General features: G+C 64.0%; 18 protein-coding genes. 9 read left to right on the forward strand and 9 right to left on the reverse strand.

All coding sequences use genetic code 11. From position 1 onward, the window contains the following. The first annotated feature begins 49 nt into the window (after positions 1–49). Positions 50–2,041, forward strand: coding sequence for a tetratricopeptide repeat protein (locus tag ACOY6C_RS16660; protein WP_420906646.1), 1,992 nt, complete (start codon positions 50–52; stop codon positions 2,039–2,041). A 253-nt stretch (positions 2,042–2,294) separates the two neighbouring features. On the opposite strand, the gene ACOY6C_RS16665 is transcribed toward ACOY6C_RS16660, so the two are convergent. Continuing rightward, positions 2,295–3,407 carry an MraY family glycosyltransferase gene (locus ACOY6C_RS16665; RefSeq protein WP_420906647.1) on the reverse strand — a complete coding sequence of 371 codons (1,113 nt, stop codon included), beginning with the start codon at positions 3,405–3,407 and terminating at the stop codon, positions 2,295–2,297. 346 nt (positions 3,408–3,753) lie between these two features. Here ACOY6C_RS16665 and gatC point away from each other — a divergent pair, with 346 nt between their 5' ends. From gatC to gatB, 3 genes are all read left to right on the forward strand, one after another. Continuing rightward, entirely contained in the window at positions 3,754–4,041 is a 288-nt protein-coding gene (gene gatC, locus ACOY6C_RS16670) for an Asp-tRNA(Asn)/Glu-tRNA(Gln) amidotransferase subunit GatC (protein ID WP_420906648.1), read from the forward strand. 133 nt (positions 4,042–4,174) lie between these two features. Then, on the forward strand, positions 4,175–5,647 hold the full coding sequence (gatA, locus tag ACOY6C_RS16675; protein WP_420906649.1) for an Asp-tRNA(Asn)/Glu-tRNA(Gln) amidotransferase subunit GatA: 1,473 nt from the start codon (positions 4,175–4,177) through the stop codon (positions 5,645–5,647). Beyond that, a complete protein-coding gene (gene gatB / locus ACOY6C_RS16680) occupies positions 5,644–7,092 on the forward strand; it encodes an Asp-tRNA(Asn)/Glu-tRNA(Gln) amidotransferase subunit GatB (RefSeq protein ID WP_420906650.1) in 1,449 nt (482 codons plus the stop codon). The genes gatA and gatB overlap by 4 nt, the downstream gene beginning before the upstream one ends. Positions 7,093–7,243: 151 nt before the next feature. Here the strand turns inward: gatB and ACOY6C_RS16685 are convergent, their stop codons facing one another. The 6 genes from ACOY6C_RS16685 to ACOY6C_RS16710 form a co-directional block, all read right to left on the reverse strand. Beyond that, complete coding sequence (locus tag ACOY6C_RS16685) at positions 7,244–8,989, reverse strand: matrixin family metalloprotease (protein WP_420906651.1); 1,746 nt, start codon at positions 8,987–8,989, stop codon at positions 7,244–7,246. Beyond that, positions 8,986–10,242 carry a murein transglycosylase A gene (gene mltA / locus ACOY6C_RS16690; protein ID WP_420906652.1) on the reverse strand — a complete coding sequence of 419 codons (1,257 nt, stop codon included), beginning with the start codon at positions 10,240–10,242 and terminating at the stop codon, positions 8,986–8,988. Before mltA ends, ACOY6C_RS16685 begins: the two co-directional genes overlap by 4 nt. Before the next feature lie 32 nt (positions 10,243–10,274). Beyond that, positions 10,275–11,288: a Tim44 domain-containing protein gene (locus tag ACOY6C_RS16695; RefSeq protein ID WP_420906653.1), complete on the reverse strand. Its 1,014-nt coding sequence runs from the start codon at positions 11,286–11,288 to the stop codon at positions 10,275–10,277. Further along, complete coding sequence (locus ACOY6C_RS16700) at positions 11,285–12,595, reverse strand: (Fe-S)-binding protein (RefSeq protein WP_420906654.1); 1,311 nt, start codon at positions 12,593–12,595, stop codon at positions 11,285–11,287. The genes ACOY6C_RS16695 and ACOY6C_RS16700 overlap by 4 nt, the downstream gene beginning before the upstream one ends. Before the next feature lie 548 nt (positions 12,596–13,143). Beyond that, a complete protein-coding gene (locus ACOY6C_RS16705; protein WP_420906655.1) occupies positions 13,144–13,512 on the reverse strand; it encodes a hypothetical protein in 369 nt (122 codons plus the stop codon). Positions 13,513–13,517: 5 nt separating this feature from the next. Next, on the reverse strand, positions 13,518–15,188 hold the full coding sequence (locus ACOY6C_RS16710; protein WP_420906656.1) for a penicillin-binding protein activator: 1,671 nt from the start codon (positions 15,186–15,188) through the stop codon (positions 13,518–13,520). An 88-nt stretch (positions 15,189–15,276) separates the two neighbouring features. Here ACOY6C_RS16710 and rsmI point away from each other — a divergent pair, with 88 nt between their 5' ends. Beyond that, positions 15,277–16,143, forward strand: a complete 867-nt coding sequence (gene rsmI, locus ACOY6C_RS16715; RefSeq protein WP_420906657.1) for a 16S rRNA (cytidine(1402)-2'-O)-methyltransferase — start codon at positions 15,277–15,279, stop codon at positions 16,141–16,143. 360 nt (positions 16,144–16,503) lie between these two features. Here rsmI and ACOY6C_RS16720 read toward each other — a convergent pair whose 3' ends face one another. Next, complete coding sequence (locus ACOY6C_RS16720) at positions 16,504–19,152, reverse strand: response regulator (protein WP_420906658.1); 2,649 nt, start codon at positions 19,150–19,152, stop codon at positions 16,504–16,506. Then, the gene (locus ACOY6C_RS16725; protein WP_420906659.1) at positions 19,149–20,168 is read right to left on the reverse strand and encodes an ABC transporter substrate-binding protein; all 1,020 of its coding nucleotides are present in this window, start codon (positions 20,166–20,168) and stop codon (positions 19,149–19,151) included. The genes ACOY6C_RS16720 and ACOY6C_RS16725 overlap by 4 nt, the downstream gene beginning before the upstream one ends. A gap of 405 nt (positions 20,169–20,573) precedes the next feature. On the opposite strand from ACOY6C_RS16725, the gene ACOY6C_RS16730 reads away from it, so the two are divergent. From ACOY6C_RS16730 to dksA, 4 genes are all read left to right on the forward strand, one after another. Further along, complete coding sequence (locus ACOY6C_RS16730; RefSeq protein WP_420906660.1) at positions 20,574–20,957, forward strand: YraN family protein; 384 nt, start codon at positions 20,574–20,576, stop codon at positions 20,955–20,957. A gap of 81 nt (positions 20,958–21,038) precedes the next feature. Further along, positions 21,039–21,797 carry a BON domain-containing protein gene (locus tag ACOY6C_RS16735; RefSeq protein WP_420906661.1) on the forward strand — a complete coding sequence of 253 codons (759 nt, stop codon included), beginning with the start codon at positions 21,039–21,041 and terminating at the stop codon, positions 21,795–21,797. Beyond that, positions 21,772–23,184, forward strand: a complete 1,413-nt coding sequence (locus tag ACOY6C_RS16740; protein WP_420906662.1) for an FAD-binding oxidoreductase — start codon at positions 21,772–21,774, stop codon at positions 23,182–23,184. The genes ACOY6C_RS16735 and ACOY6C_RS16740 overlap by 26 nt, the downstream gene beginning before the upstream one ends. A gap of 156 nt (positions 23,185–23,340) precedes the next feature. After that, a complete protein-coding gene (dksA, locus tag ACOY6C_RS16745) occupies positions 23,341–23,787 on the forward strand; it encodes an RNA polymerase-binding protein DksA (protein ID WP_420906663.1) in 447 nt (148 codons plus the stop codon). The last annotated feature ends 105 nt before the right edge of the window (positions 23,788–23,892 follow it).

The following is a 23,892-nucleotide window of genomic DNA, read 5'->3' on the forward strand; positions in this document are numbered from 1 at the left end:
TCGTATTGTGGGGAGGCGTGCCCGCGTCGCGGGAGTGGCGGGCCTGGTCATGATGGCCCTGGTGGTGGCGATGGTCGTGCCGGTTCGGGCCGAGGAACGCCCGCTGGATCCGGAACGGCTCAAACGGATGTTGGCGGATTCGGAGCGGCAGTTCGGTCCGGAGAGCAGCGTTACCGCCACCGCCCTGACCCAGTCCGGCGAGATCGATCTGGCCGCAGGACGGGATCGGGAGGCCGAGGCGACCCTGACACGGGCCCTGGCAATCCTGGAGAAGCGTCTGGGGGCGGACCACCCCGAGGTGGCCGAGGCGCGTACCCGTCTGGCGCGCGCCAAAAGCCGACTCGGAAACTTCACCGCCGCCCGTGCCCTGCTCGAGGCGGCCTTGCAGGGGCTGGAGCGCTCCCTGGGCGCCGAGCATCTCAACACCGCCAGCGCGCGGATCAATCTGGCCCGTCTGCTCATGGCCGATCCGGAGCATCGCGAACGGGCGGCCAGGCTGGTGGAGGATGCTTTGCCACGCCTGACCCGCGGCCTCTGGGCCGACCATCCGCGCGTGGCCGAGGCGTGGATGGTGTTGTCGCGCATCCGTTTTGCCCTCGGGCGGCATGACGAGGCCCTGGTGGGATTGACCACGGCACTCACCCTGCGCGAAAAGAGCCTGGGGGGCGATCATCCGTTGGTGGCCGAAACGTTGCGCGAACGGGGTCATCAATTGACCGTGCGCGGCGAGGCCAGGAGCGCGGAACCGTTTTTGCGCCGATCGGTGGAGATTCTGGAGAAGGGGGGCGAGGGGGCCTTGCCGGAGTTGGCGGAGAGTCAGGAGCGGTTGGCCGAGGCGCTGATCGCCCTGGACCGGCGGCAGGAGGCCGAGGCGCTCTTGAAACGGGTGCTGGCGGCGCGGGAAAAGAGTCTGGGCAAGGAGCATCCGGCGCTGGTGAAGGTGTTGAACGATCTGGCGCTGTTGCGTCTGGCGGTCGGGGATGTGGCCGGCGCCGAGACGCTGTTCAAGCACGCCCTGACGATCGCGCGTCAACGGATGGGCAACGATCATCTCCAGGTGGCGTTCATCCTGGGCAACCTGGCCCAGATCGAGACGCGGCGCGGCCACAAGTCGGAGGCCGAACGTCTGTTGGATCAGTCGGAGGCCACGGCGGAACGGTTCTTCAAGGACAATCCCCTCGGGCTCTCCGACTGGCTGGCCAACCTCGGCGTGATCCTGCACAAGGAGGGGGCGCGGGAGCGGGCCGAGCGTCTCTTGCGGCGCGCCGAGGAGATTCTGGTCAAGAAACTGGGCCGGGATCATCCCCAGGTGACGCGGGTGACCCAGGCGATCCAGACCCTGGCGAAGATTCCGCCCGCCGCTTCCAGGGAGCCCTCCATCCCGGAGCCCCCGGTTGTTTCAGCGGCGCCCGCCGCCACCGGCGTCGCTCCCGTCCCGGCCAGACAGGCGACCGCTTCCGCGCCCTCCGCGCCCTCCGCGCCCTCCGCGCCTTCCGCGCCCTCCGCGCCCTCCTCCGCGCCCTCCTCCGCCCCCTCCTCCGCCCCCTCCGCCTCCTCCGGGGAGCCGGTCTTGCCGGCGGTTCGGCAGGCCTACACGATCACCCCGGCCACCATCGTGCCCCTGGAGCCGCTGTCCGCCCCATCGACCACCAGCGCCGCGACCGTTCCGTCGGTGGCCCCCGAGCGGGCGTGGCCCGCAGCGGAAACCGTGCCATCCACCGTCGTATCCGGGCAGTCGGCCCACCCCGTCAAGGAGTCGTCTCTCAAGGATGGACCGGCCAGAGAGGTGAAGCAGGGGGCGGTGGTGCATCTCTCCTGTTTCGCCACGGCCAGTCCGCACGCCGAACAGTTGGGCGCAAAGATCCGCGCCATGTCCTATCCGGTCTATCGCAAGTTGATCAAGAACGGGGAGACCCGTTTCGAATGTATTTTCGCCGGGCCGTTTCCCAGTCGTGCGGAGGCCGAGGTGGCGGCGGAGAAGATCCGGGTCGGCGCTGGGGTGGAGAATCCCCTGGTCGGGCGTTACACGCGCGGGGAGTAGGAGCGATCTCACCCCGCACCGCACCCGCCCAGCCTCGCGAGCGTTACACGCGCGGGGAGCAGGCTTTCGTTCCGGGAGCATGCGGGGTGTTTTTCCAGCCTTTTAGGACGCATCTGGCCGGTCTGGCCCTGTTCCGGGAGCATGCGGGGTGTTTCTTCGGCCTCTTGGTGCGCATCTGGCCGGTCTGGCCCTGTTCCGGGAGCGTGCGGGGTGTTTCTCTGGGGAGGTGGAAAGGGGTCCGCCTCCTCGTGCGTCAATCGGTTGGATCGTTCCTGGGGCGGCGGATGACCATCCAGGAAGGGGAGCGGAAACGGACGATCATCGCGTAGAGCGCGATGTAACAGGAGATGAAGATCCCCACGAAGATCACCAGCATCAGGGTGTTGTTCCAGAAGAGGATCGACGGCGCGATGGACAAGGAGGCCAGAACCCAGAGGTAGGGGGAGGTCAGGGAGTTGCGATAGGTGATGTCCGCCGCCTCCCGGGAGCCGACCATCCAGCGGACCAGGCGTCGATAGACCAGGGAGTGGAGATGGATGGCATCGGCGATGCCGGTGCCGGTACCGCGCAGGAATTTGCGTCGGTAGATGGTGAAGATGGTCTCCCAGACCGGATAGATCACCACCAGAAGCGGGAACCAGGGTGAAACCTGCGGATTGCGGGACACCAGCAGCACCGAGATTTCCGCGATCATGAACCCCCACAGATAGGCCCCGCCATCTCCGGCGAAGATCAGTCCCAGCGGATAGTTCCAGGTCAGAAAGCCCAGGGTGGCACCGATCAGGGCCAGGCAGTAGAGCATCAGATAGCGGTCGCCGACCTCGTTGCAAACATAGGCCAGGGCGCTTAAAATCATGATGACCACCATGCCGGCCAAGCCGTTGAAGCCGTCGATGATGTTGATCGAGTGGGTGAGACCGCCGACAGCCAACAGGGTGAAGAGGATGCTGATGAGGAACGATTCGGCCATCCAGTCATCGATAAGCGGAATGCCCAGGTGGGTGATGCGGGCGTTGAGCAGCCAGATGCCCAGTCCGGCGGAGACGAAGCTGCCGATCAGGCGGGGCAGGGGTCCGATTCGTTTCAACAGATCTTCGGCGATCCCGAGTCCCCAGACCGGCACGGCGACCAGAATCAGCAGCCAGGGGTGGATGACGTGGCCATGGAACTTGATGAGGGCCACGCCGGCGAGCATGCCCGCCAGCAGGGGGATGCCGCCGATGCGGGGGGTTTCGGAGTTCGCATGGAACTTCTGCGGTCCGCCATCCACGCTGTCCGAGGAGAGATGCACATGCAGACGCGCAAAGCGGATCAGGGTCGTGGAGCTCAACCATGTGGCCAGAAATGCGATGAAGAGGATGTCCAATGCTTGTCTCCGGGGCCATGCGGTTTGCCCCTTGCGTCAAAAATGACCGCGCGGATTCTCCTGGTTGAGGAGGGCCGTGCCCGGCTCGTCAAGCATGCGGGTTTTGCATGGTTTTTGCCGGCTACCATCTGAAACTTATCGGATCGCACTTTATCATGCATTGACGCTGATGACATCCAATTTGTTGATCGGGACGCATTTATTTTTTCGTCATTCTGCCAGGATCCTGTCGTGCCCACCCGCCATTGCCACGGATCCTGGGGTATGTTACAATACAATTTTGTTGATTAATCGATGAAAATTTTAATTATCTTTCCCGGTGCCGTCCGGATTGGATCAGGAACGCATGTCCATCACCGAAGAGACAATCCGTCATGTGGCCACGCTGGCCCGCCTGGAGATCTCCGACGCGGAGATCCACACCTACACCGACCAGCTTGCGCGCATCCTTGGTCTGATGGAACAGCTGCGTGCGATTCCCACCGACGGGGTGGCATCGATGTCTCATGCCGTGGCGATGACCACTCCGGAGCGGGAGGATCGGGTCGTCAACGAAAACCGTCGCGATGCCATGCTCGCCAATGCCCCGGATGCCGAGGAGGGGTGCTTTCGCGTCCCGAAGATCATCGAGTGATGACCCGTCGTTGAACTGGAATCCGCGTGGGGATCCCCCCGCGCGCCTCCCGAGCCCGCCAATCCCTGGGGGTGCTTTGGAAGTTCGGGAGTTTCAAGGCAGTACGTACCATTCAGCAAGGATACCCCGGAACGTGGAACCGACCATCCCGACCTTGGCGCAAGCGGCCCGAGCCCTGGCCGCGCGCGAGATCTCCAGCGTGGAGCTGACCCGCGCCTGCCTGGCGCGCATCGAGCGGTATCAACCGGCCTTGAACGCCTTCGTCACCGTGGACGCCCAGGGGGCCCTGGCCGCCGCCGGGGAGGCCGATGCCAAACGGGCGCGCAACGAGCCGATCACCCCCTTGACCGGCATTCCGCTGGCCATCAAGGATATCTTCTGCACCGAGGGGTTGCGTACCACCTGCGCTTCGCGGATGCTCGAAAATTTCCTGCCCCCCTACGAATCGACCGTCACCACGCGCCTGCGCGCCGCCGGGGCGGTGGTGCTCGGCAAGACCAACATGGACGAGTTCGCCATGGGCTCCTCCAACGAAACCTCCTTTTTCGGTCCGGTGGCCAACCCCTGGGATCTCAAACGCACCCCTGGCGGCTCTTCGGGCGGCTCCGCCGCCGCCGTGGCGGCAGGGTTGTGCGTGGCCGCGCTGGGCACCGATACCGGCGGCTCGATCCGACAGCCCGCCGCCATGACCGGCATCACCGGCCTCAAACCCACCTATGGCCGGGTGTCGCGTTTCGGCATGATCGCCTTCGCCTCCTCCCTGGATCAGGCCGGCCCCATGACCCGCGACATCGCCGATGCCGCCCTGCTGCTCCAGCAGATGGCCGGACACGATCCCAAGGACTCCACCTCCATCGACGCTCCGGTGCCCGATTACGGCGCCGCGCTCGATCAACCGGTCCGGGGCATGCGCATCGGTCTGCCGCGCGAGTACTTCGCCGAGGGACTCCATCCCGAATCCCGTGCCGCCATCGAGGCGGCCATCGAGGTCTATCGCGGGCTGGGCGCGGAAATCGTGCCGGTCTCGCTCGAGTACACCAGCCACGCCATCCCCACCTACTACATCATCGCCCCTGCCGAGGCCTCCTCGAATCTGGCCCGCTACGACGGCATCCGTTTCGGTCACCGTTGCGACCAGCCCAGGGATCTCAAGGATCTCTACGCCCGCACCCGTGCCGAGGGGTTCGGCGCCGAGGTCAAGCGACGCATCATGCTCGGCACCTATGTCCTCTCCTCGGGCTACTACGACGCCTATTATCGCAAGGCCCAGCGGGTGCGGCGCCTCATCGCCGAGGATTTCGCCCGCGCCTTCCGCGACCATGATCTCTCGGTGATCCTCACCCCGACCGCACCGGAGACCGCTTTTGAACTCGGCGCGAAGAATCAGGATCCGGTCAGCATGTATCTGTCGGATATCTTTACCATCAACGTCAATCTGGCCGGGTTGCCGGGTGCATCCCTGCCGTGCGGCTTCGATGCCAGGGGGTTGCCGATCGGCTTCCAGCTCATTGCCCGACCCCTGGATGAGTCCGCCATCCTCACCGCCGGACACGCCTATCAACAGGCCACCCAGTGGCATGCCGCCCGCCCCGGAAACACGCCATGACCATCCAGGACCGCTATGAAACCGTGATCGGGCTGGAGATCCACACCCAGCTCGCCACCCGTTCCAAGATCTTCTGCGGCTGTCCGAACCGCTTCGGCGCGCCGCCGAACACCCAGATCTGCCCGGTCTGCGCCGCCTTTCCGGGTGTGCTTCCGGTACTCAACACCGCCGTGCTCGATCTGGCCATCATGACCGGCCTGGCCCTCAACGGCACGATCCGCACCCGCAACGAGTTCGCCCGCAAGAACTACTTCTACCCGGATCTGCCCGCGGGCTATCAGATTTCCCAGTTCGAACTGCCCATCGTCGAACATGGCGCGCTGATGATCGAACTGGAGGATGCCCCGCGCAAGCGCATCGGCATCACCCGCGCCCACATGGAGGTCGATGCCGGCAAGAGTCTGCACGAGGGGATCGTGGGGGCCTCGTGGGTCGATCTCAACCGCACCGGCACCCCGCTTCTGGAGATCGTCACCGAACCGGATCTCCGTTCCGCCGCCGAGACCGGAATGTTCCTGAAAAAACTTCGCGCCCTGGTGCGTCATCTCGGGGTGTGCGACGGCAACATGGAGGAGGGATCGTTTCGCTGCGACGCCAATGTGTCGGTGCGCCGCTTCGGTGATCCCAAACTCGGCACGCGCGCGGAGATCAAGAACCTCAATTCGATTCGCAACGTCATGCGCGCCATCGATTACGAGGTCGAGCGACAGATCGACCTGATCGAGGCCGGCGAGAAGGTGGTGCAGGAGACCCGCCTGTGGGATGCCAATCAGAACCACACCCGCACCATGCGCGGCAAGGAGGAGGCCCACGACTACCGCTATTTCCCGGAGCCGGATCTGCCGGTGGTGGTGATCACCCCGGAGCGGATCGCGGCGGTGCGTGCCACCATGCCCGAGCTGCCGGACGAAAAATTTGCCCGGTTTCAGGCCGAGTTCGGCTTGAACGATTACGATGCCGGGGTTCTGACCGCAGACCGGGAGATGGCCGATTACTTCGAGGCCGCGTTGGCCGTGGCCCGTCCGGCGGATCCCAAGACGGTGGCCAACTGGGTGACCGTGGAGCTGCTGGGTCGGCTCAATCGCGAGGGAATGGAGATCGGTCAGTCGCCGGTGTTGGCCGAGGCGCTCGGCAAGTTGGTTCACATGATCCACGCCGGGGTGATCCACGGCAAGATCGCCAAGACCGTTTTTGCCCATTTGTGGGAGCAGGGGGGCGATCCCCAGAAGATCGTCGAGGAGCGTGGTCTGGTCCAGGTGTCGGATCAGGGGGCCATTGAGGCCGAGGTGGATCGGGTGTTGGCGGCCCACGGGGAGAAGATCGCGCAGTATCGGGCGGGCAAGACGCAGTTGCTGGGATTTTTTGTGGGTGAGGTGATGAAGGCGACCCGTGGCAAGGCCAATCCGGGGGTGGTGAACGGGTTGTTGAAGGATAAGCTGGCCTGAAAGTCGATGGTTGGTCAGAGGCTGTTTGGCAAGGGCCAAACAGCTTCGCAGATGCATGGAGATCCAGGGCCCCCATGGGGTTCTGGATCTTTGTGAAGCCAGCGTGATAACTTAAGTAAAGGTGGTTTTGAATCGTGACGTTGCGGTTTGCTTATTTTCCCGACAACTGATCGATGAGGCCACGGATGGTGACGTTGCCCGATTCGGCGATGCCCAGATCGTTGATCAGCACATCTCCACCGGTGAGGCGCCGCAGGATCAGCAGACCATCCGAGGAGGTGACCGTACCGCTCTGATCCACGTCGAGGGTTTTGTCGGCGGTCAGGGCGTCGATGATGGCGCGGATGGTGTCGTTGCGCGATTCGGCGATGCCCAGATCGTTGACGATGACGTCGGCACCGGTGAGGCGCCTTAAGATCATCAGACCATCCGACGAGGAGACGCTGCCATCCTGGTCCACGTCCAGCTTCGAGGTGGTCACCGAGGTCGAATCGGTGACGGTGATCACCTGACGCAGCACCAGACGCGGACCCTCGCCGGCGTCGCTGGTGGAACCGTAGTCGAGGGAAGCGCCGGTGTAGCGCGCGCTGTTGTCGTTGAGCGCCACATGGATCACGTACTGTCCCGGCGTGGTGAAAAGCATCGACTGGCTGGCCGATCCGGTAAAATTGGAGACCGTCCGGGCGCCCACGCCGGGGATGTGCCAGGTGACGGAGATGGCGTTGTTCTCCGGGTCCGTGGCCTGCACCGTGCCGGAGACCGTGAGGGGGGCGAGGCCGGAGGTTTTGTCGAAGGAGAGGGTGGCGCTGGGTGGTTTGTTCCAGGCGGGGTCGGAGGAGACCGTGAAGGTGTGGCTGGCGGCCACCTGGTTGTTGTCGAGCACATACACCTTGTAGGTGCCCGGAACTTTCTTGAGGGCGCCCGCATAGCCGATCCCCTGGTAGGCGCCCGAACACGAGTACCCGCCCCCTCCTGTGTTGGTGCAATTGAGGTTGCCGGTTTTCTCCTGAATGGTGTAGCCGTAGGGATCGACCACGATGATCTCGACCGCTTTGGCGGTATACCATTGATAATCAATATACAACCAAAGATAATCGGTGTCTGCGGTCGCGTTGGTGATGGCGGTTGTCAGGTCGCTTTGCGCACCGGATGCCGCGCTTTTGGTCAGCTTGCTTCCCGTGAACAGGTTGACCGTCGCCGTGGGTGGCGAATAGGTTGCCGCGGTGGTCGGGTTTGCGGACGGGCCGTACAGGGCCAGGGCAGCCGCCTTGTCGTCCGCCATCAGGTGCGAGATCTCGTTGTAGGGGTTGGCGTACATCAGCGACACCGGGTTGTCCGAGTGGCCGAGGCCGATCAGATGGCCGATTTCGTGCAGGATGACCCGTTTGAAGCTCCGTTCCGCCTGGGTGGTGGAGAGATTGCCATCCTGGCTCCAGTCGAGGGTGTTGGAGATCACCACGCTGCCGTCCGTATAGGGATCATATCCCAGGGCCCGGTCCGAGCTGTCGTTCGAGGAGGTCCAGCTGTTGCGTGAGGGGCCGGCGTAGGCGGCGGCGCCGTTGGCGTTGCCCCAGATGACCGACACCTTCTGATCGGTGCTGATATCCTGGATGGTGGCATCGGTGCCGGCGTAGCTGAATTTGACCCCGCACGCCCCTTCCCACTCGGCCATCGTCTCCTGGAGCATGGCGACCACCTTGGCGCTGTCCTGGAAGAGGGGTGGCGCGTTGGTGGGGTTGTAGACCCAGTGGATGGTGGTGTTCCAGCGACCGAAGCCGGAGCTGATGCCCAGATAGGGTTGGTAGTAGCTCTCTGCGAGGGCGGGGAGCGGCGCGAACAGCAGGATGAGCAGCCACAACATCTGGCGGGTGAACCGATGGGATGCGGCGTGGCTCATGGTTGACCAAACGAGAAAAATTCGCGGATACGGGCGAAGAAACCGGGACGCGGTTCGTCTGGAGGACGCGGGGCGATGAAGTAGAGCGAGGAGGCGCGTTGTTTCATGATGCCGGCGATCTGCATCGCGCGTTCGCCGAAGCCCATGAAGTAATCGACCCGGCCTGGGCCACGGATGGCGCCACCGGTATCCTGGTTGACCGTGAAGCGCAGCGTGGGTTGCCAGGTGGAGACCGAGCCATCGGTGTTGATTTCCGGCAAGGTGACGTGGAGCAGACCGGGCGCGCCCTTGGGAAAGAGGGTGGCATCGGTGGCCATGGAGCGTTCGCCGGTCAACGGCACGCCGATGTTGCCGAACGGGCCGCCTTCGAGCTTGCGGAAGAAGACATAGGATGGGTTGGCGTTCAGAACCCGATCGCGCTGTTTGGGGTTATCCTTCAACCATTGGCGCAGGGCGGGCATGCTCATGTTCTCCTTGGAGATCTGGTTCTCCTCGATGAGCAGCGCGCCGATGGAGCGATAGGGTTGGCCGTTGGTGGCGGCGTAGCCGACCCTCAAGGTGGAGCCGTCCGGGAGTTGGACGCGACCCGACCCCTGGATGTGCAGAAAAAACAGATCGATGGGGTCGTCCACCCAGGCCAGCTCCAGATTGCCTCCCTTGAGCACCTTCTCCTGATCGATGCGGGCCCGGTCGTAGTAGGGGCGCAGACGTCCCTTGTCGATGCGTCCGATGATGCGTTTGTCCTTGAACTCCGGCGACCATTCGGACAGATCCACCTCGACCAGGTTGCGCGGGCGGCGGTAGATCGGATGGGCGAAGGTTTTGGTCTGGGTGAGGGAGCCGCGCAGCAGCGGTTCGAAGTAGGCGGTGACCAGCACGTCGCCCTGCTGGTCGCTGCCCACGGAGCGCAGCAGCAGGTAGTTGGTTTCGAGATGTTTCAACAGGGCGGTCGATTCCATGGAGCGTGCCGAGCGGGCAAGATCCTTGCACGCTTCGACCATGGTTTCGGCGCTGAACTGACGCGGTCCGAAGCGGACCATGGTTTCCGGGGGAATGGAGGCGTAATACCCGGCGCTGGCCTCGAGGGCGTCGGCCCACGAGGCCAGGTCGCTGTCCTGATGGATCGCCTTGGCGACCTGACTCCAGGGGACTAGGGTCAGGCTGTTCTCCTCGGTGATTTTCTTCTCCGGTGCGGGCCCCGAACAGGCGGCCACCCAGCCGACCAGAAGGATCGCCAGGAGGTATCGTGCCATGCGCAACGATCCGAAAATGTCACGAGGCCAGGTCACGGCACGCTTCTGGCCACTTCGCCGGGTTGTTGGATGGCCGAGAGGAACCAGTTGGGATTGCGGCTGCCCACCGGGCGGCAGAAGGTCCAGTACTCTTCGACCCGCACCGGGCGGTTGGGATCGCCGTTGAGCACCTTGCCCGCCACATCGGTTTCGTACTCCACCATCTCCACCACGAAGTGGACGGTGAGCCAATCCTCGCCGGCCTCCTGCCACGCCTCGGAGATTTCGGCGGTCTGGAAGCGGATTTTTTCGATGATGTCGCGGCGTCCGGCGTTCTGGCGGTCGCGTGCCTGGTGTTCGACCAGGGACCACATGCGCTCGGTGAGCAGCGGACGCAATCGGTCAATGCTCCAGTCGCTCCAGGCGCCTTGGATCATTTGGAAGGCGCTTTTGGCGCCTCCCAGGAATTGGGCCTCGTTGAAGCCCGGATCCATGCTGGCGATCTGCGTCAGCCCCTGGGTCACCTCGTCGGTGGGCTGACCGAAGGTGAACGATCCGGTGGGCTGGCTGCCCTGGAACTGGAATCCCTGGGACGCTTGCGGCTGTTTTTCCAGGGAAATGCGGCCTTGGGCCGGCACGGGATCGGGTGTCGGCATCGGCATGGGTTGGGGCATGCGAGGCGCGCTGCGGGAGCCCAGGCGACGCATCACGAACCAGATGATGCCGCCGATCAGGAGGATCTCCAGCAGACCGATGCCGCCGCCCGCGCCGCCGAAGAGCATGGAGCCGATCAAGCCGCCGAGGGCGAAGCCGGCGATGCCGCCCATCAGGCCCGATCCGAATCCGGAGGGGCGCGAGGCGGGCGCGGCCATGGCCGGGCTGGGGGTGGTGTGGGAGAACTCGGGACGGGTGGTGGCCTCGCGCGGGGTGGAGAAGCTTTTCGATCCGCGCGACCCGGAGGAGCTGCCGCCGCCGAAACGGGCGGCCTCGGCATCGATGGGAGGCACGGCCACGGCCAGTCCGATCAGCATGAGCAGGATCAAGATCAGGGGGTGACGGTATTTCATGGTCTCTCTCTTTCGGTCTCGTTTGGTTTTGGATGGGCTTCCCAGAGAAGCTCGGCCAGGTGACGGACCTGAACCGGTGCATCGATCTCCCGCAAGCCGGCCCCCAGGTGCAGGATGCAGCCCGGATTGCTGGCCGCCACCACATCGACGCCAACGCGGGCGATGGCCTGGAGTTTGGCGTCGCGGATTCGATCGGACCGTTCCGGCTCGCGCAACAGGTATTCGCCACCAGCCCCGCAGCAGAGTGCCGGGGTGCCTTCCGGCGTCAGTTCGCGGTGCGTCCCGGGCAGCATCTCAAGCAATACTCTGGGTTGCGTCAGTATACCCATGCCATGACGACTTTGGCAATGGTCATGGTAGGTGAACGTCCGCGTCTCCGTGGCAGTGAAGAGAATCCCGCGTGCTTTCAGGCGCGGGGCCAGGAAACTGGACAGGTCGATGCTTTTTTCCGCGACCCGTTTGGCGATTTCGCCCAGTTCCGGATCGTGTCCCAGGGAGCGGGCATAGCCTTTGAGGGTGACCAGGCAAATGGCGCTGTCGCTGACGATCGCCTCCAGAGGTTCGAGGGTGGCCAGAGCCTTCAAGGTGGCTCTGGCCTGGCGCAAAAACGCTTGCCGGTTCCCGGATTCCCGGTAGGGCGCGCCGCAGCAGCCGAAATTCTCGAGACGAACCACATTGCAGTCGGTCAGGTGGAGGAGATTGGCCGTGGCTGGACCGGCATTGGGAAAAAACAGCCGGCTCATGCACCCTTGTACCAGGGCCACGCGTGGTTTATCGGGCGCGGCGGGGGGCCAGGCGGGTGGAGGGGTGGGGGTGGGTTCGGGGAGCAGGTTTTCCAGTCGGCGCAACGGTGGGATCCCATGCAGCAGGCGCGAGGCGCGTACCAGGCGTTGCAGACCCGAGGATTGATACCAGCCGATCAGTTTGGCCAGCAGGCGGGTGTGGCGCGGGTGATCGGTGATGCGGTGGAACCAGCGGCCCGTGAACGAGGTTGGCACCGGGTGCTTGGCGCGCAGATGTCCGATCAGTTTGGCGGGTTTGACCTTGGCCGGGCAGGCGGTCTGGCAGGCGCGGCAGAGCAGACAGTGGGAGAGGGGAGCGGCAGCCTCGTCCATGCTGAGAGTGCCGTCGCGCAGAGCCAGCAGCAGCGAGATCCGGCCTCGGGGGGATTCGGTTTCGTCGTTGTCGCTCCAATAGGTCGGGCAGACAGGCAGGCAGTAGCCGCACTGGGTACAGAGGGTGGCGTTGGCGAGAGGGTCGGGGGATCGGGCGGCGGCGGGGGGAATGGTTGCGGTGGTTGATTTCATGGCACACGTTCACGGGGGACCGGGGGCGATGATCGCCCACGGCGGGGGGTGGGGCAGCGCCCCACGACTTTGTGTTGGACTTCTATGACTCTTTTTCGACCGCTTTTCACGATACACGATTGTTCGCGCCTCTTCGAATAAATCGCGCAAACGCGCGCCGTTCGGATACGAGTCGCCGGAAGCGGCCAGTTTGAGGGCCATGTTCGCGGGAACGTTTCGCCAAAAGCGCGAAACGTTCCCGCAGCCAAGGCGGCGCGCAGCGTTTTTTTCGCAAAAGACGCGAAAAAAACGCTTTTTTGTAGAGCGCGCTAAAATCAAAGGACAAAGAAACAGAGTCTCAAGAACAGAGTTTCAAGGATAAAGAAGAGGTAAAGAATAAAGAATAAAAAAGAGTTGAAGAACAGAGTCAAAGGAAAAGTCGCGGGGCGCTGCCCCGCCCCCGCCGGGGACCTTCGGCCCCCCGTCCCCCGTAACAGTTATAAGACTCTCACCTCACCTCATCTGATTGATCCATCCATCCCCATCCTCCTCCTCTTCCGCCTCTCTTCTCAGACATACACATCCACCCGCCGCTCACGCGCCGGGGTCGGCTCCTCCGCAGGCCTCTCCGCCTCGCGCCTCGCCTCGCGCAGGTCGTTGATCGCCTCCGGCGATACCCGCAACGCATTGGCCGTCTCCCTCGGATTGCTCGAAACCTCCTGGGCAAACGGCCCGGCCTTGGCCGCATTGGCAGACTCGCGCGGCGTGCGTATCCGGGCCTGCTTCTCCTCCAGACGGCTCGCCTGCTCGGAACGCTTGGCCTCGTTCAACACCGAATGACGCGGATCGGCCTTCTGCTTCTGACCATGCAACACCGAACTCAAGGGCTTGCGCATGGACCAGGTGTGCTCGGATGAGACGGAGGGAATGGCGGACATGTCGGTCACTCCTTGGTTGAAGGCAATGGAACGGTGACGGAATCCCCAGCCGGAACCGGGGAGTCGGACTCATGATCGCGAATGACAACCTCCTCGGCGGCAGGGAGAAACTCGCCGCGCGGCGCCAGGGGGGAACGGTTCGGATCCGGCGCGCCGGTCTGCGGAGGGGTGGCAAGGGGGACGATCTTCTTCTCTTCGACACGGTAGACGTGATAATATCGCTCGCTTACACCGTCGGCATGGAAATGAACCGTGCCGGCACTGCCGTGAAAACCGCTCTCGCGGGTCAAACCCTGCTGCCACTCCAAACCGCCAAGACGCTGATCGCGCGCCAGTTGCGCCAGAATGGCCACCGCGTCATAGGTGAGCATGGAAAGAGCCGGCACCGGGGCCGTGCCGAGAAGCTTTTTGTGCAGGGTGGTGAACTGCTCGCGGGCATCCATGTCGATGTCGCAAAAAACCGCGCGACTCAAGGAATCGGCCTCCTCCAACAACTCCGGACGGTTCCAGAGCGAGGTGCCGAGAAACAGGGTCTCCGGCGCGCGGATGTTGAACAACGCCGCCTGCGGCGCGATCAGCCGGGCCTGCTTGGCCGAGGTGGGCAGGAACAACGCATCGAAGGCACGTACTGGCTCCAGCTCCTTTTCGGTGCGCGGCGGGGGACGGTCGAGGGGGTCGAGCAACATGGCGGAACGGGCCGCGGCCAGACGACTCTTGAGCGCGTCGGGCTCCTGACTGACCAGCATCTTGAGCGCATTGGAAAAATCGGTCTCGTTGTCCGGAAAGAGCACCGAATGGGTGATGATTCCCCCCAGGGCGACCACCTCGTTGGCAAAGGTCTGGGCCTGAAGTTGACCGTACTCCGAATCTGCGGCCAGAATGGCGATTCGTTTGACCTTGGCCTCCGAAATGGCGTACCGTGCCATGACACGGGCCTGGGCATCGGGATGGAAGGCGTTGAGCTGAACCGCACCGCCCACCGAAAGGATCTCGGCGCGGGGATTGAAGGGGATGATCGGCACGTTGGCGGCCTTGGCGGCCTTGGCGGCGGCCATGGCCTCGGGGTGGAAAACCGGCCCGAGAATCACCTGGGCGCCGCGTTTGACCAGCGACTCCACCGCCGCCTTGGCGCCGGCGGCATTGCCGCCGCTGTCGGCCACCTCGAGTTGCAGATTGACATCCCGGTGATCGGCCATGGCCTTGCGGGCCGCCATCACCAGGGTGTTGCCCATCGCCGCCGAAGGACCGCTCATCGGCACCATCAACCCGGCCACGATCCCATCCGGGGTGGCGCGTCCGTCGTTGGCCAGACGCCGCTGGGCCTCCTCCTTGAGCAAAGGCACGAGGGCGGCCTTCTGCCAGTTGGCCTGGGCCTCCTTCTCCGCGCCGTCGGCGGCCAGACGATCCCCGAGGATCAGTCGCACGAACGGCGCGAGGGTGCCGCCGTGTCGGGCGAGCAGGGCCTCCAACTCGTGACGATCGCGAGGCTCGAGGGCCAGCAACAGTTCGCGCAATTGCTCCGGACTGCCCGGAGCAGGCAGGGTCTTGACGATCGGGGCCGGCTTGCCGCGTTCCGGTTCCGGGGCGCTTAGACTCTCCTCGATCATCCGCTCCCAGGGGGACTCCCCGGCGGTGGCATGCGGAAGCGCGGTGCAGGCGAGAAGAATCGGGATCACGAGCATCCATCGCGTGAAGAGCGGTCGGAGGCGCGTGACGGAGCGGGTTGAAACAGGCGGCGGAACGGTCATTTCGGGGTCGTGATCCATGAAAGAGCAAGCGTCATCCACGGGTCGATTGTACATCGTCCCCACGCCGATCGGCAACCTGGAAGATATCACCCTGCGCGCGTTGCGCCTGCTGGGCGAGGTGGAACGGATTCTCGCCGAGGATACCCGGCGCACCCGCATCCTGTTGGATCATCACGCCATTCGCACTCCGGTCAGCCACTTCGACGACCACAACGCCGAGCGGTTGATTCCGGGGATTCGCGCGGCCCTGATCGGTGGGGCGCGTCTGGCTCTGGTATCCGATGCCGGCACGCCGGGGATCAGCGATCCGGGCGGCGCGCTGGTGCGGGCGGTGCGGGAGATGGTGCCGGTCGAGGCCCTGCCGGGCGCCTCGGCGCTGACCACGGCGATCTCGGGGAGCGGTCTGCCCGGGGAGCGGTTCGTGTTCGAGGGGTTTTTGCCGCGCAAGGGGGCGGAACGGCGCGCGCGTTTGGAGTCGTTGCTGCGCGAAACGCGGACGGTGAGCTTTTTCGAGTCCCCGCAACGGTTGGCCGCCACCCTGGCGGAACTGACGGCCCTGGGCGCGGGGGAGCGGGGGGCGATCGTGGCCCGGGAGCTGACCAAGATCTACGAGACCTACCATCGCGGCACCGTCGCCGAGCTGTCGGCCTGGTTCCAGGCCGAGCCGCCGCGCGGCGAGATCGTGGTGCTGCTCGAGGGGGCGGTTTTCTCGCCTCCAGGTGACGAGGAGATTGGCCAGTGGCTGGACGAGGCGTTGGGTCGGGGAGTGGGAGTCAAGGAGGCGGCCCGCGGGGTCGCGGCCCGCTCCGGTCGTCCCGCCTCGGAGCTTTATGCCCTGGCGTTGCTCAGACGTGGGGATAAGTCTCCGCAGTCCTACTATTGAAAAAAAAGAGAGAGTCTGAGAGATTCTTCTCTCAGGGTTTTGATTTTGTGTTTTTATCTTTTGACTTTAGCGCGCTCTTTACAAAGAAGCCTTTTTCGCGTCTTTTGCGAAAAAGGCGCCGCGCGCCGCCTGCGCGAGCGTCGTTTCCGTTTTTTGGAAACGACGCTCGCATTTTGCACAGAGGCCTTGCGGATTTCGCGTCTTTTGCGAAAAAGGCGCCGCGCGCCGCCTACGCGAGCGTTGTTTCCGTTTTTTGGAAACGACGCTCGTATTGTGCACAGAGGCGTTGCGGGAAAGGACGCGCCCAAAAAATGGGTGCGGTTTGGCAACCAAGGTCCACGGACAGGCGCGGCGTGCGGGTTAGCTCAGTGCTTCCAGCAGCACCGACTTGCGCAGAGGTTTGGCCAGATAGGCGTCGCAACCCGCCTTCAGACAGCGGGCTTCGTCGTCGGCCAGGGCATGGGCGGTCATGGCGATGATCCGATGGTGCGGTGTGCCGGGACTCTCCCGTTCCCAGGCGCGTATCCGCCGGGTTGCCTCGTAGCCGTCCAGAAGCGGCATGCGCATGTCCATGAGAATCACGTCGAAGCGCTCCTCCCGAACCCGGCGCACCGCCTCCTCTCCGTTGTCCACCACGGTCAGCCGATGCGGGGTCGCTTGCAGAAAGGCCTCGATGAGCATCACGTTGTCCGCGGCATCCTCGGCCAGCAGAATCGACCAGCCCCTTTCATGCGGCGCGGGGGAGTCCGGGAGCGATCCAGAGGGCGAGTCCGGGGTGGTTTCGAGCGCGGGAATCGGGGTGGTTTGGGCGGCGGCGGGTGACCGGAATGGTTCCATCACCGTCTGCAAGGCGGCGAGCAACCCCTTGCGCGGCACCGGCTTGACCAGCAGATGCACGCCGTGCCGCTGGGCCTCACGACAGACGTGGGCGCGATCGTCGGAGGTGAGCAGCACGATGGGGATCCCGGCGGTCTCCTCGCTGGCGCGCAACCGTTCGATCAGTTGCAGACCATTGGCCTCGGGCAGATGATAGTCGAGCAGCAGCAGTTGATACGGTCTGGAACCTCCGCCGCGTCCGATGATCCGTTCCGCGACCTCTTCCATCTGGGCGGTGACATCCACCTCGCAGCCGGCATGTTCGAGAATCTCCCGGTAGATGCGGATGTTGGCGCGGTTGTCATCCATGAGCAGAATGCGCGTGCCGGTCAACGGCGCGGGTTCGCCGCTGGGAGGTTGAATCATCGGCAGGGCGTGGCGTTCCAGGAGCACTGTGAAACTGAAGGTGCTCCCTTCGTGGAGCTTGCTGGTGACGTGCATCGTCCCCTCCATCAGGCGCACCAGGCGGTTGCTGATGGTCAACCCCAGGCCGGTGCCGCCGAAACGGCGCGTCACCGAGGAGTCGGCCTGGGTGAAGGGTTCGAAAACCTGGGTAAGTTTCTCCTGATCGATGCCGATGCCGGTGTCGGCCACCGAAAAGTGCAGACAGACCCGTTCGCTCTGCCCGCCCAGGGTGGTCACCACCACCAGGATCCGGCCTGCCGGCGTGAACTTGATCGCGTTGCCGATGAGATTGACCAGAATCTGCCGCAACCGCTTGGGATCGCCCAGCAGATGTTCCGGCACGTCCGGCGCGATCACCCACTCCAGTTGAACCCCCTTCTCGCGGGCACGGGTATCGAAAATCAGCATCACCCCTTCGACCAGATCCGGCAGATCGAAGGGGATCCGGTCCAGATTGAACTGACCGGCCTCCACCTTGGAAAGATCCAGGATGTCGTTGATCAGTTCGAGCAGGGTGTTGCTCGCCTGTTGGAACACCTTGACGAACGAGCGCTGTTCGGGATCGAGTCTGGTTTCGGACAGCAGATCCGCCATGCCGATGATGGCATTCATCGGGGTGCGGATTTCATGGCTCATGGTGGCCAGGAATTCGCTTTTGGCCAGATTGGCCGACTCGGCGCTTCGTCGGGCCTGTTCCAGCTCCCTGGCGGCATCCATCAGGGCCTGTTCGCGGTTGGAGATGGCGGTGGCCATGTTGCGAATCGCCCCGGCCACGGCGGTGATCTCGTCGTTGTGGCCGGTTTCGGCCTTGTCCAGCTGGTGCGTCAACTCGGAGGTCAGGCGGCGCTTTTCGGTGAACAGGCCCACCGCCCGTTCGAGCAGGGTGATCCGTCCGGTCTGACGCAGCAGCCAGAAGCCGAGGGTGAACCAGAGGATCAGACCATCGACCACCGGGATCAGGCTCATCCCCAGGGAGAGTTCGAGATTGGAGAAGAGGGGTTTGACCGGCGCTTCGATCACCAGATGCACCGGATCCCCTTTTGTCCCGGACCAGGGCAGACTGCGTTGCCGGGACTCGGATGTCTGTTCGCCCTGGTTGAGCCGTTCCAGATCGTGGTTGCCTGCCGAACTGGCCACGGCGCGATCGTGATGGGTCAATCCCAGGGTCAGGCCCGGCGCGCCGATTCGATAAAGAAGGGCGTTGTCCAGACGGTAAAAGAGTGCCAGCCGACCGGTCCCCTGGCGTTCGCCGAGCCAGATCGGTGTCTGCAGCACTCGGAACAGCATGTCCAGTTCCTGGTCCCTGAAGTATCCGCTCTCCTCCCCTTCGGGAAGAGGATTGCCGCGTGGCGTCATGCTGCCGAAATCGAACAGGATGCGGTCGTGACGATTCACGATCACCAGATAGTGAAAGCGCCGCTCCGCGCTCTGGACGGTGATGAAGGCGTTGAGCAGGTCGAGCGTCTCTCCGGAGGGGGTCTCATCCCGCTCCAGGAGGCGGGTCAATTCCAGGCGGGTCCTGAAATCCTGGGTATGCAGCTCCCACTCCCGTTCCACCTGGGCCAGGCGGGCGCGGTAGAAGCGCTCCTGATCGTCCGCGCGCTCTTCGGCGGCCTTGGCCAGGGCGTGTTGATAGATGAACACCGTGGTCAGGGCGATCAGGCCCACCAGCAGTCCGAGACTGACGATGAGTCGGAGGGCCGCCTGCCTGCCGATGGCGTGATTCACGGGGCTCTGCCTGCCCAGCGGTCATCGACCATCGATTCGATGGTCTGGGAGAGCGATTTGGGATCGTTGGGCATGGATTTGTGAAAGAAGGCTTCCGTGTTGCGCAGTTGTTCGGTCGAAAAGCGACCATCCCCCTTGAAGGCGTGCGGATATCTCTCCAAGGCCCGTTGCAGCGCGTCTCGCTCCGCCTCGTCGGCGATCTTGAGTTTTTCCACGATTTCGGCGGCGGGGTGGGTGGTGATCCAGGCGAGGCTTTTTTTGAGCATGCGCACCATTTTGGCCACCTTTTTCGGATCCTGGGCAATCACCTCGGAGCGGGTTTCGAGCGCGGCGTGCAGGAAATTGGCCTCCTTGAGGGATCCGAGGGTGGCCGGTTCGGCCAGATTGGCCAGAAAGAACACCTTGCCATCGGCCAGCAGACGCGAGGCGAACGGTTCGTCGCCCATCACCGCGTCGGCGGTGGCGGATTTGAGCAGCGAGGATTGTTCCACCCAGCTCTGACCCGCCGGCACGATGCGCACCGCGTCCAGCGGCACGCCGTCGGAGCGCAGCAGGAGTTCCATGAGTTGCTGCGAGGTGGTTTTGCTGGTTTTGGTGCTGGTGTTGACCCCGATCACCTTGCCCTTGAGATCCGCGATCCGTTTCACCTGTCCGGCCAGACCCGAACGGACCATGAGCACGAAGAGCGGCGCGTCATCCACCGGGGCCACCACCACCACGTCACCGCCGTTGGCCCGTAGCGACATGGCCGCCGGCACGCCGGCCACGGCGAAATCGACATTGCGTTGGGTCAGGTTCTGGAGGGCCACGCCGCCACCGCCCACGGAGACGATCTCCAGATCGACACCCTCCTCGCGGTCCGCGCCGATCACCGGGATCAGATCGATGGGCAGGTAGGAGAGGTTGCGCGGGCCAGGCGCGCTGATGAGCAGTTTGGGCAATTCCTGGGCATCCGCGAGGGAGACGCAACCCGTCATTCCCAACAGGATTCCCATCAGGATCGTCGCGATGCGCATGTTTTCCCCCCTGGAGCCAAACGATGGATGAGTCTTCACCTTCATACTTGATCCTAACAGCCGTCTCCAGTCAAGACAAATTTATGATGTATAATTTGGTTGCGCATCCTAAACCGTACCCATCATGGGATGCGTGGTTTTCCGCAAGGTTGCGCGCGGCGCATTTCTCGCACAAGAGGCGAACAATGTTTCTTGATAAAGAGCGCGCCAAAGTCAAGAGCAAAACCTTGGAAAAGGAATCTCCTGGACCCTCTCTCTTTTTTCGACGGTAAAAACGACACCTTCCAAACTGGACGCGGTTTGAAGGGGGGGCATCCGTCTGGAATTGGGCGGCCATCCTGTGCCATGATGGTTTGGCCGTCATGTGTCGTGTCGTGTCGGGCGGCGGGTTTCATGGGGGTGGTCATGTCGGGAGTCGGAATGGATCGCAAGCGGTTTGGCATCTGGGCCGAGGGGGTGGCGACGCGCTGTCTGACGCGTTCGGGCTACCGGATCATCGAGCGCAACTGGCGCACGCGGGGCGGGGAGATCGATCTGGTCGCCTGGCGGGACGGGATGGTGATCTTTTGCGAGATCAAGGCGCGGCATGTGGCCACCGGCACGGATCCGGCGGATGCGATCGATCGGGTCAAGCAGGAGCGGATCGTCCGTCTGGCCGAGGCGTATCTGCGCGATCATCCGGAGTTGGCCGGGTGCGACTGTCGTTTCGATGCGGTGTTGATTCGCCGCGAGGGGTGGCGCTGGCGCGCCGAGGTGATCGCCGATGCGTTCAGACCTGGATGGGAATGATTTATGCATGTCAGAACGGACGAGGTGTTTTTGCGTTCATATCCTCCTTTTCATTGACGTTTCTTTCTGGAGAATAAATCGATGAGCCGTTCGATTCTGTATCGGGGCCTTCTGCCCCTGGTGGCCATGCTGGGGGTGGCGGCCTGCGTGCCGATGGATTCCAACAGCGGCGCGGCGACGTCCGGTTTCATGGGTGAGCGTCGCAGTCCCGAGGGCGCCATCGAGGACAACGTGCTGGCCATGAAATTGCGCAGCTACTACATGCGCAGCGACAAGGTGAGTGCCGCCAACATCAACGTCAGCGTCTATCAGGGCGCGGTGCTGCTGACCGGAACCGCCGCCTCCCAGGCCGAAATCGACAGCGCCATCTCCATCGCCAAGGCGACCCGCGGCGTGGTCAAGGTCCACTCCGAACTCAAAGTGCAGCACGCCACCTTCGGCGAACTGACCAAGGACGCCTGGTACACCAACGAGGTGAAAATTCGTCTGCTGGCCGACGAGCAGGTGCGCGGCCTGGATATTCACGTCGAGACCACCAAGGCGGTGGTCTACCTGACCGGTACCGCGCAGTCGGTGTCCGAGCGCAACCGTGCCGTTGAGGTGGCCCGTCAGGTGGGCGGGGTGAAGGAGGTGGTCTCCTACATCGAGATCGATCCCAAGGCTCAACAGGTGCATCGCTCCGAGTCGGGCCGGAAGGAGAGTGGTCGCGCGACGACGCGCCAGGGTGGCGAGGGGGAGGGTGTCAAGGCCCCGGAAGTGACCCGACCGGGCGGCGCGACGGATGCGGGCGCGGCTGGAGTCTCGAAGAGGTCGGATGGAACCGTTGATTCCAAGTTCTGAGTTGTCCGCCAACAGCCTTGCGGCATTGCGGCGGGTGCTGGGGGAGACCGGTCTTTTGACCGGCGGCGCGCAACGCGAGGCGTATGCCCGGGACAACAGCGGACGGCGCTTTCTCCCCTGGGCCGTGGCCCTGCCGAAGAGTCGGGAGGAGGTGGCCGGCACGCTCAAGATCTGTCACGAGGCCGGAATTCCGGTGATCCCGCGCGGAGCCGGCACCGGTTGCGTGGGGGGCGCCCTGGCGATCGAGGGGGGATTGGTGCTCTCCACCCAGCGGATGAACCGCATCCTGGCCGTCGAGCCGGGGGATCGGTTCGCGGTGGTGGAGCCGGGGGTGGTCAACGCCGAATTGGGGCGACGTCTGGCCGAACAGGGGCTCTGCTGGCCCCCGGATCCCTCCTCGGCACGCTCCTGCACCATCGGCGGCAACCTGGCCATGTGTTCTGCGGGGCCCAACGCCGTGCGTCACGGCGTGACCCGACACTGGGTGCTCGGCATGACCGTGATCCTGGCCGACGGACAGACCATGCGCGTGGGCGGATACACCACCAAGGGGGTGGTGGGGTATGATCTGACCCAACTGCTGATCGGTTCCGAGGGAACCCTGGCCGTGCTGGTCGAGGCGACCCTGAAACTGGCTCCGCTCCCCGAGGCGCGGCGGACGTTGCGAGCCGCCTTCGCCGACATGGATGGCGCTGCGCGGGCGGTGGCCGGGATCATGGCGCGAGGCGAGCCCCCGTCGGCACTCGAATTTCTCGATCCGGCGGCCCTGGAACTGGTGCGGGGAACGCTGCCCGAGGTGTGTCATCCCCTGGGTCGCGCCCTGCTCCTCATCGAGGTCGAGGGCGCCCGCGCGGAAATCGAAGAACGCGCGCGCGCCATGCGCGAACGGCTGGAGGCGTTTGCACCGGTCGAGGTGACCGTCGCCCGCGACGAGGCGGAGTCCAAACGGATCTGGGCCGCCCGACACGCCCTCTCGCCCACCCTGACCCGCATCGCCCCCAAGCGCGTCAACGAGGATGTGGTGGTGCCCGTGACCCGACTGGCCGATCTGGTGGCGGGGCTCGCGTCCATCTCCCAGGAGAGCGGCGTGCCGATCGTCGGTTTCGGCCATGCCGGCAACGGCAACATCCATGTCAATCTCCTCACCGACCCGGCGGATCCGACCCAGGGACCCCGCGTCCACCAGGCCCTGGAACGGGTGTTCGACCTAGTTCTGGCCCTGCGCGGCACCCTCTCGGGCGAACACGGGGTCGGCATCATGAAACGGGATTTCATCGACCGGGAACTCGATCCCGAATCCTTGCGCATGCAACGGGCCATCAAACGGCTCTTCGACCCGAAAGGGATCCTCAATCCTGGCAAGATCTTTCCGATCGATGGACAATGACCGGCAATCGGGCCCGAAATGGATTGACTTCTCTCCTCATAAAACGATATTCTAGGCGATGTCATTATCTTTTGCCGTGGAACTCTCGGCAGGGAGGGTCCTCGGTCGGGGGGTGAGAGGGTACTCCCCCCATCATGCAGGTTCGGAGCGTGAAACATGAAAATCGCCGACATCCAATTGCCAGAAGACTATCGTCCCACCGAGGACGAGGAGTACATGAGCCCCAATCAGCGGGCCTATTTCCGCAGGTTGTTGCTGGAATGGGAGCAGCAGTTGCTTGAGGAGGCGGAAAAAACGGTCAACATCATGACCGAGGAGAAGGCCATCTTCGCCGATCCCACCGATCGCGCCTCCCTGGAAACCGATCGCAACTTCGAGCTGCGTACCCGCGACCGCGAACGCAAGCTCATCTCCAAGATCAAGCGCACCATCGAAGCCCTCGAAGAGGACGAATACGGGTATTGCGAGGAGTGTGGCGTGGAGATCGGGTTGCGTCGTCTGGAGGCCCGTCCGGTCACCGATCTGTGCATCAGCTGCAAGACCACCGCCGAACGTCAGGAGAAGGTCTCCCGGGTTACCGAGGAGGTCCATTTCGAGAGCTGATCGCGCCTTTCCGGCGCATCGCTCCTGCTGATCGCCTTTCCGGCGCATCGCTCCCGCTGATCGCCTTTCCGGCGCATCGCTCCTGCTGATCGCCTTTCCGGCGTA

Source organism: Candidatus Magnetaquiglobus chichijimensis (assembly GCF_045865675.1).
GTDB classification, from domain to species: Bacteria; Pseudomonadota; Magnetococcia; order Magnetococcales; family Magnetaquicoccaceae; genus Magnetaquiglobus; species Magnetaquiglobus chichijimensis.

What these genes read in the sequence shown, in the direction of transcription:
- ACOY6C_RS16695 (WP_420906653.1), bottom strand. Translation starts at nt 11,288, where the DNA reads ATGAAATACCGTCACCCCCTGATCTTGATCCTGCTCATGCTGATCGGA.
- mltA (WP_420906652.1), bottom strand. Translation starts at nt 10,242, where the DNA reads ATGGCACGATACCTCCTGGCGATCCTTCTGGTCGGCTGGGTGGCCGCC.
- gatC (WP_420906648.1), top strand. Translation starts at nt 3,754, where the DNA reads ATGTCCATCACCGAAGAGACAATCCGTCATGTGGCCACGCTGGCCCGC.
- ACOY6C_RS16700 (WP_420906654.1), bottom strand. Translation starts at nt 12,595, where the DNA reads ATGAAATCAACCACCGCAACCATTCCCCCCGCCGCCGCCCGATCCCCC.
- rsmI (WP_420906657.1), top strand. Translation starts at nt 15,277, where the DNA reads ATGAAAGAGCAAGCGTCATCCACGGGTCGATTGTACATCGTCCCCACG.
- ACOY6C_RS16685 (WP_420906651.1), bottom strand. Translation starts at nt 8,989, where the DNA reads ATGAGCCACGCCGCATCCCATCGGTTCACCCGCCAGATGTTGTGGCTG.
- gatB (WP_420906650.1), top strand. Translation starts at nt 5,644, where the DNA reads ATGACCATCCAGGACCGCTATGAAACCGTGATCGGGCTGGAGATCCAC.
- ACOY6C_RS16660 (WP_420906646.1), top strand. Translation starts at nt 50, where the DNA reads ATGATGGCCCTGGTGGTGGCGATGGTCGTGCCGGTTCGGGCCGAGGAA.
- dksA (WP_420906663.1), top strand. Translation starts at nt 23,341, where the DNA reads ATGAAAATCGCCGACATCCAATTGCCAGAAGACTATCGTCCCACCGAG.
- ACOY6C_RS16705 (WP_420906655.1), bottom strand. Translation starts at nt 13,512, where the DNA reads ATGTCCGCCATTCCCTCCGTCTCATCCGAGCACACCTGGTCCATGCGC.
- ACOY6C_RS16740 (WP_420906662.1), top strand. Translation starts at nt 21,772, where the DNA reads ATGGAACCGTTGATTCCAAGTTCTGAGTTGTCCGCCAACAGCCTTGCG.
- ACOY6C_RS16725 (WP_420906659.1), bottom strand. Translation starts at nt 20,168, where the DNA reads ATGCGCATCGCGACGATCCTGATGGGAATCCTGTTGGGAATGACGGGT.
- ACOY6C_RS16730 (WP_420906660.1), top strand. Translation starts at nt 20,574, where the DNA reads ATGTCGGGAGTCGGAATGGATCGCAAGCGGTTTGGCATCTGGGCCGAG.
- ACOY6C_RS16735 (WP_420906661.1), top strand. Translation starts at nt 21,039, where the DNA reads ATGAGCCGTTCGATTCTGTATCGGGGCCTTCTGCCCCTGGTGGCCATG.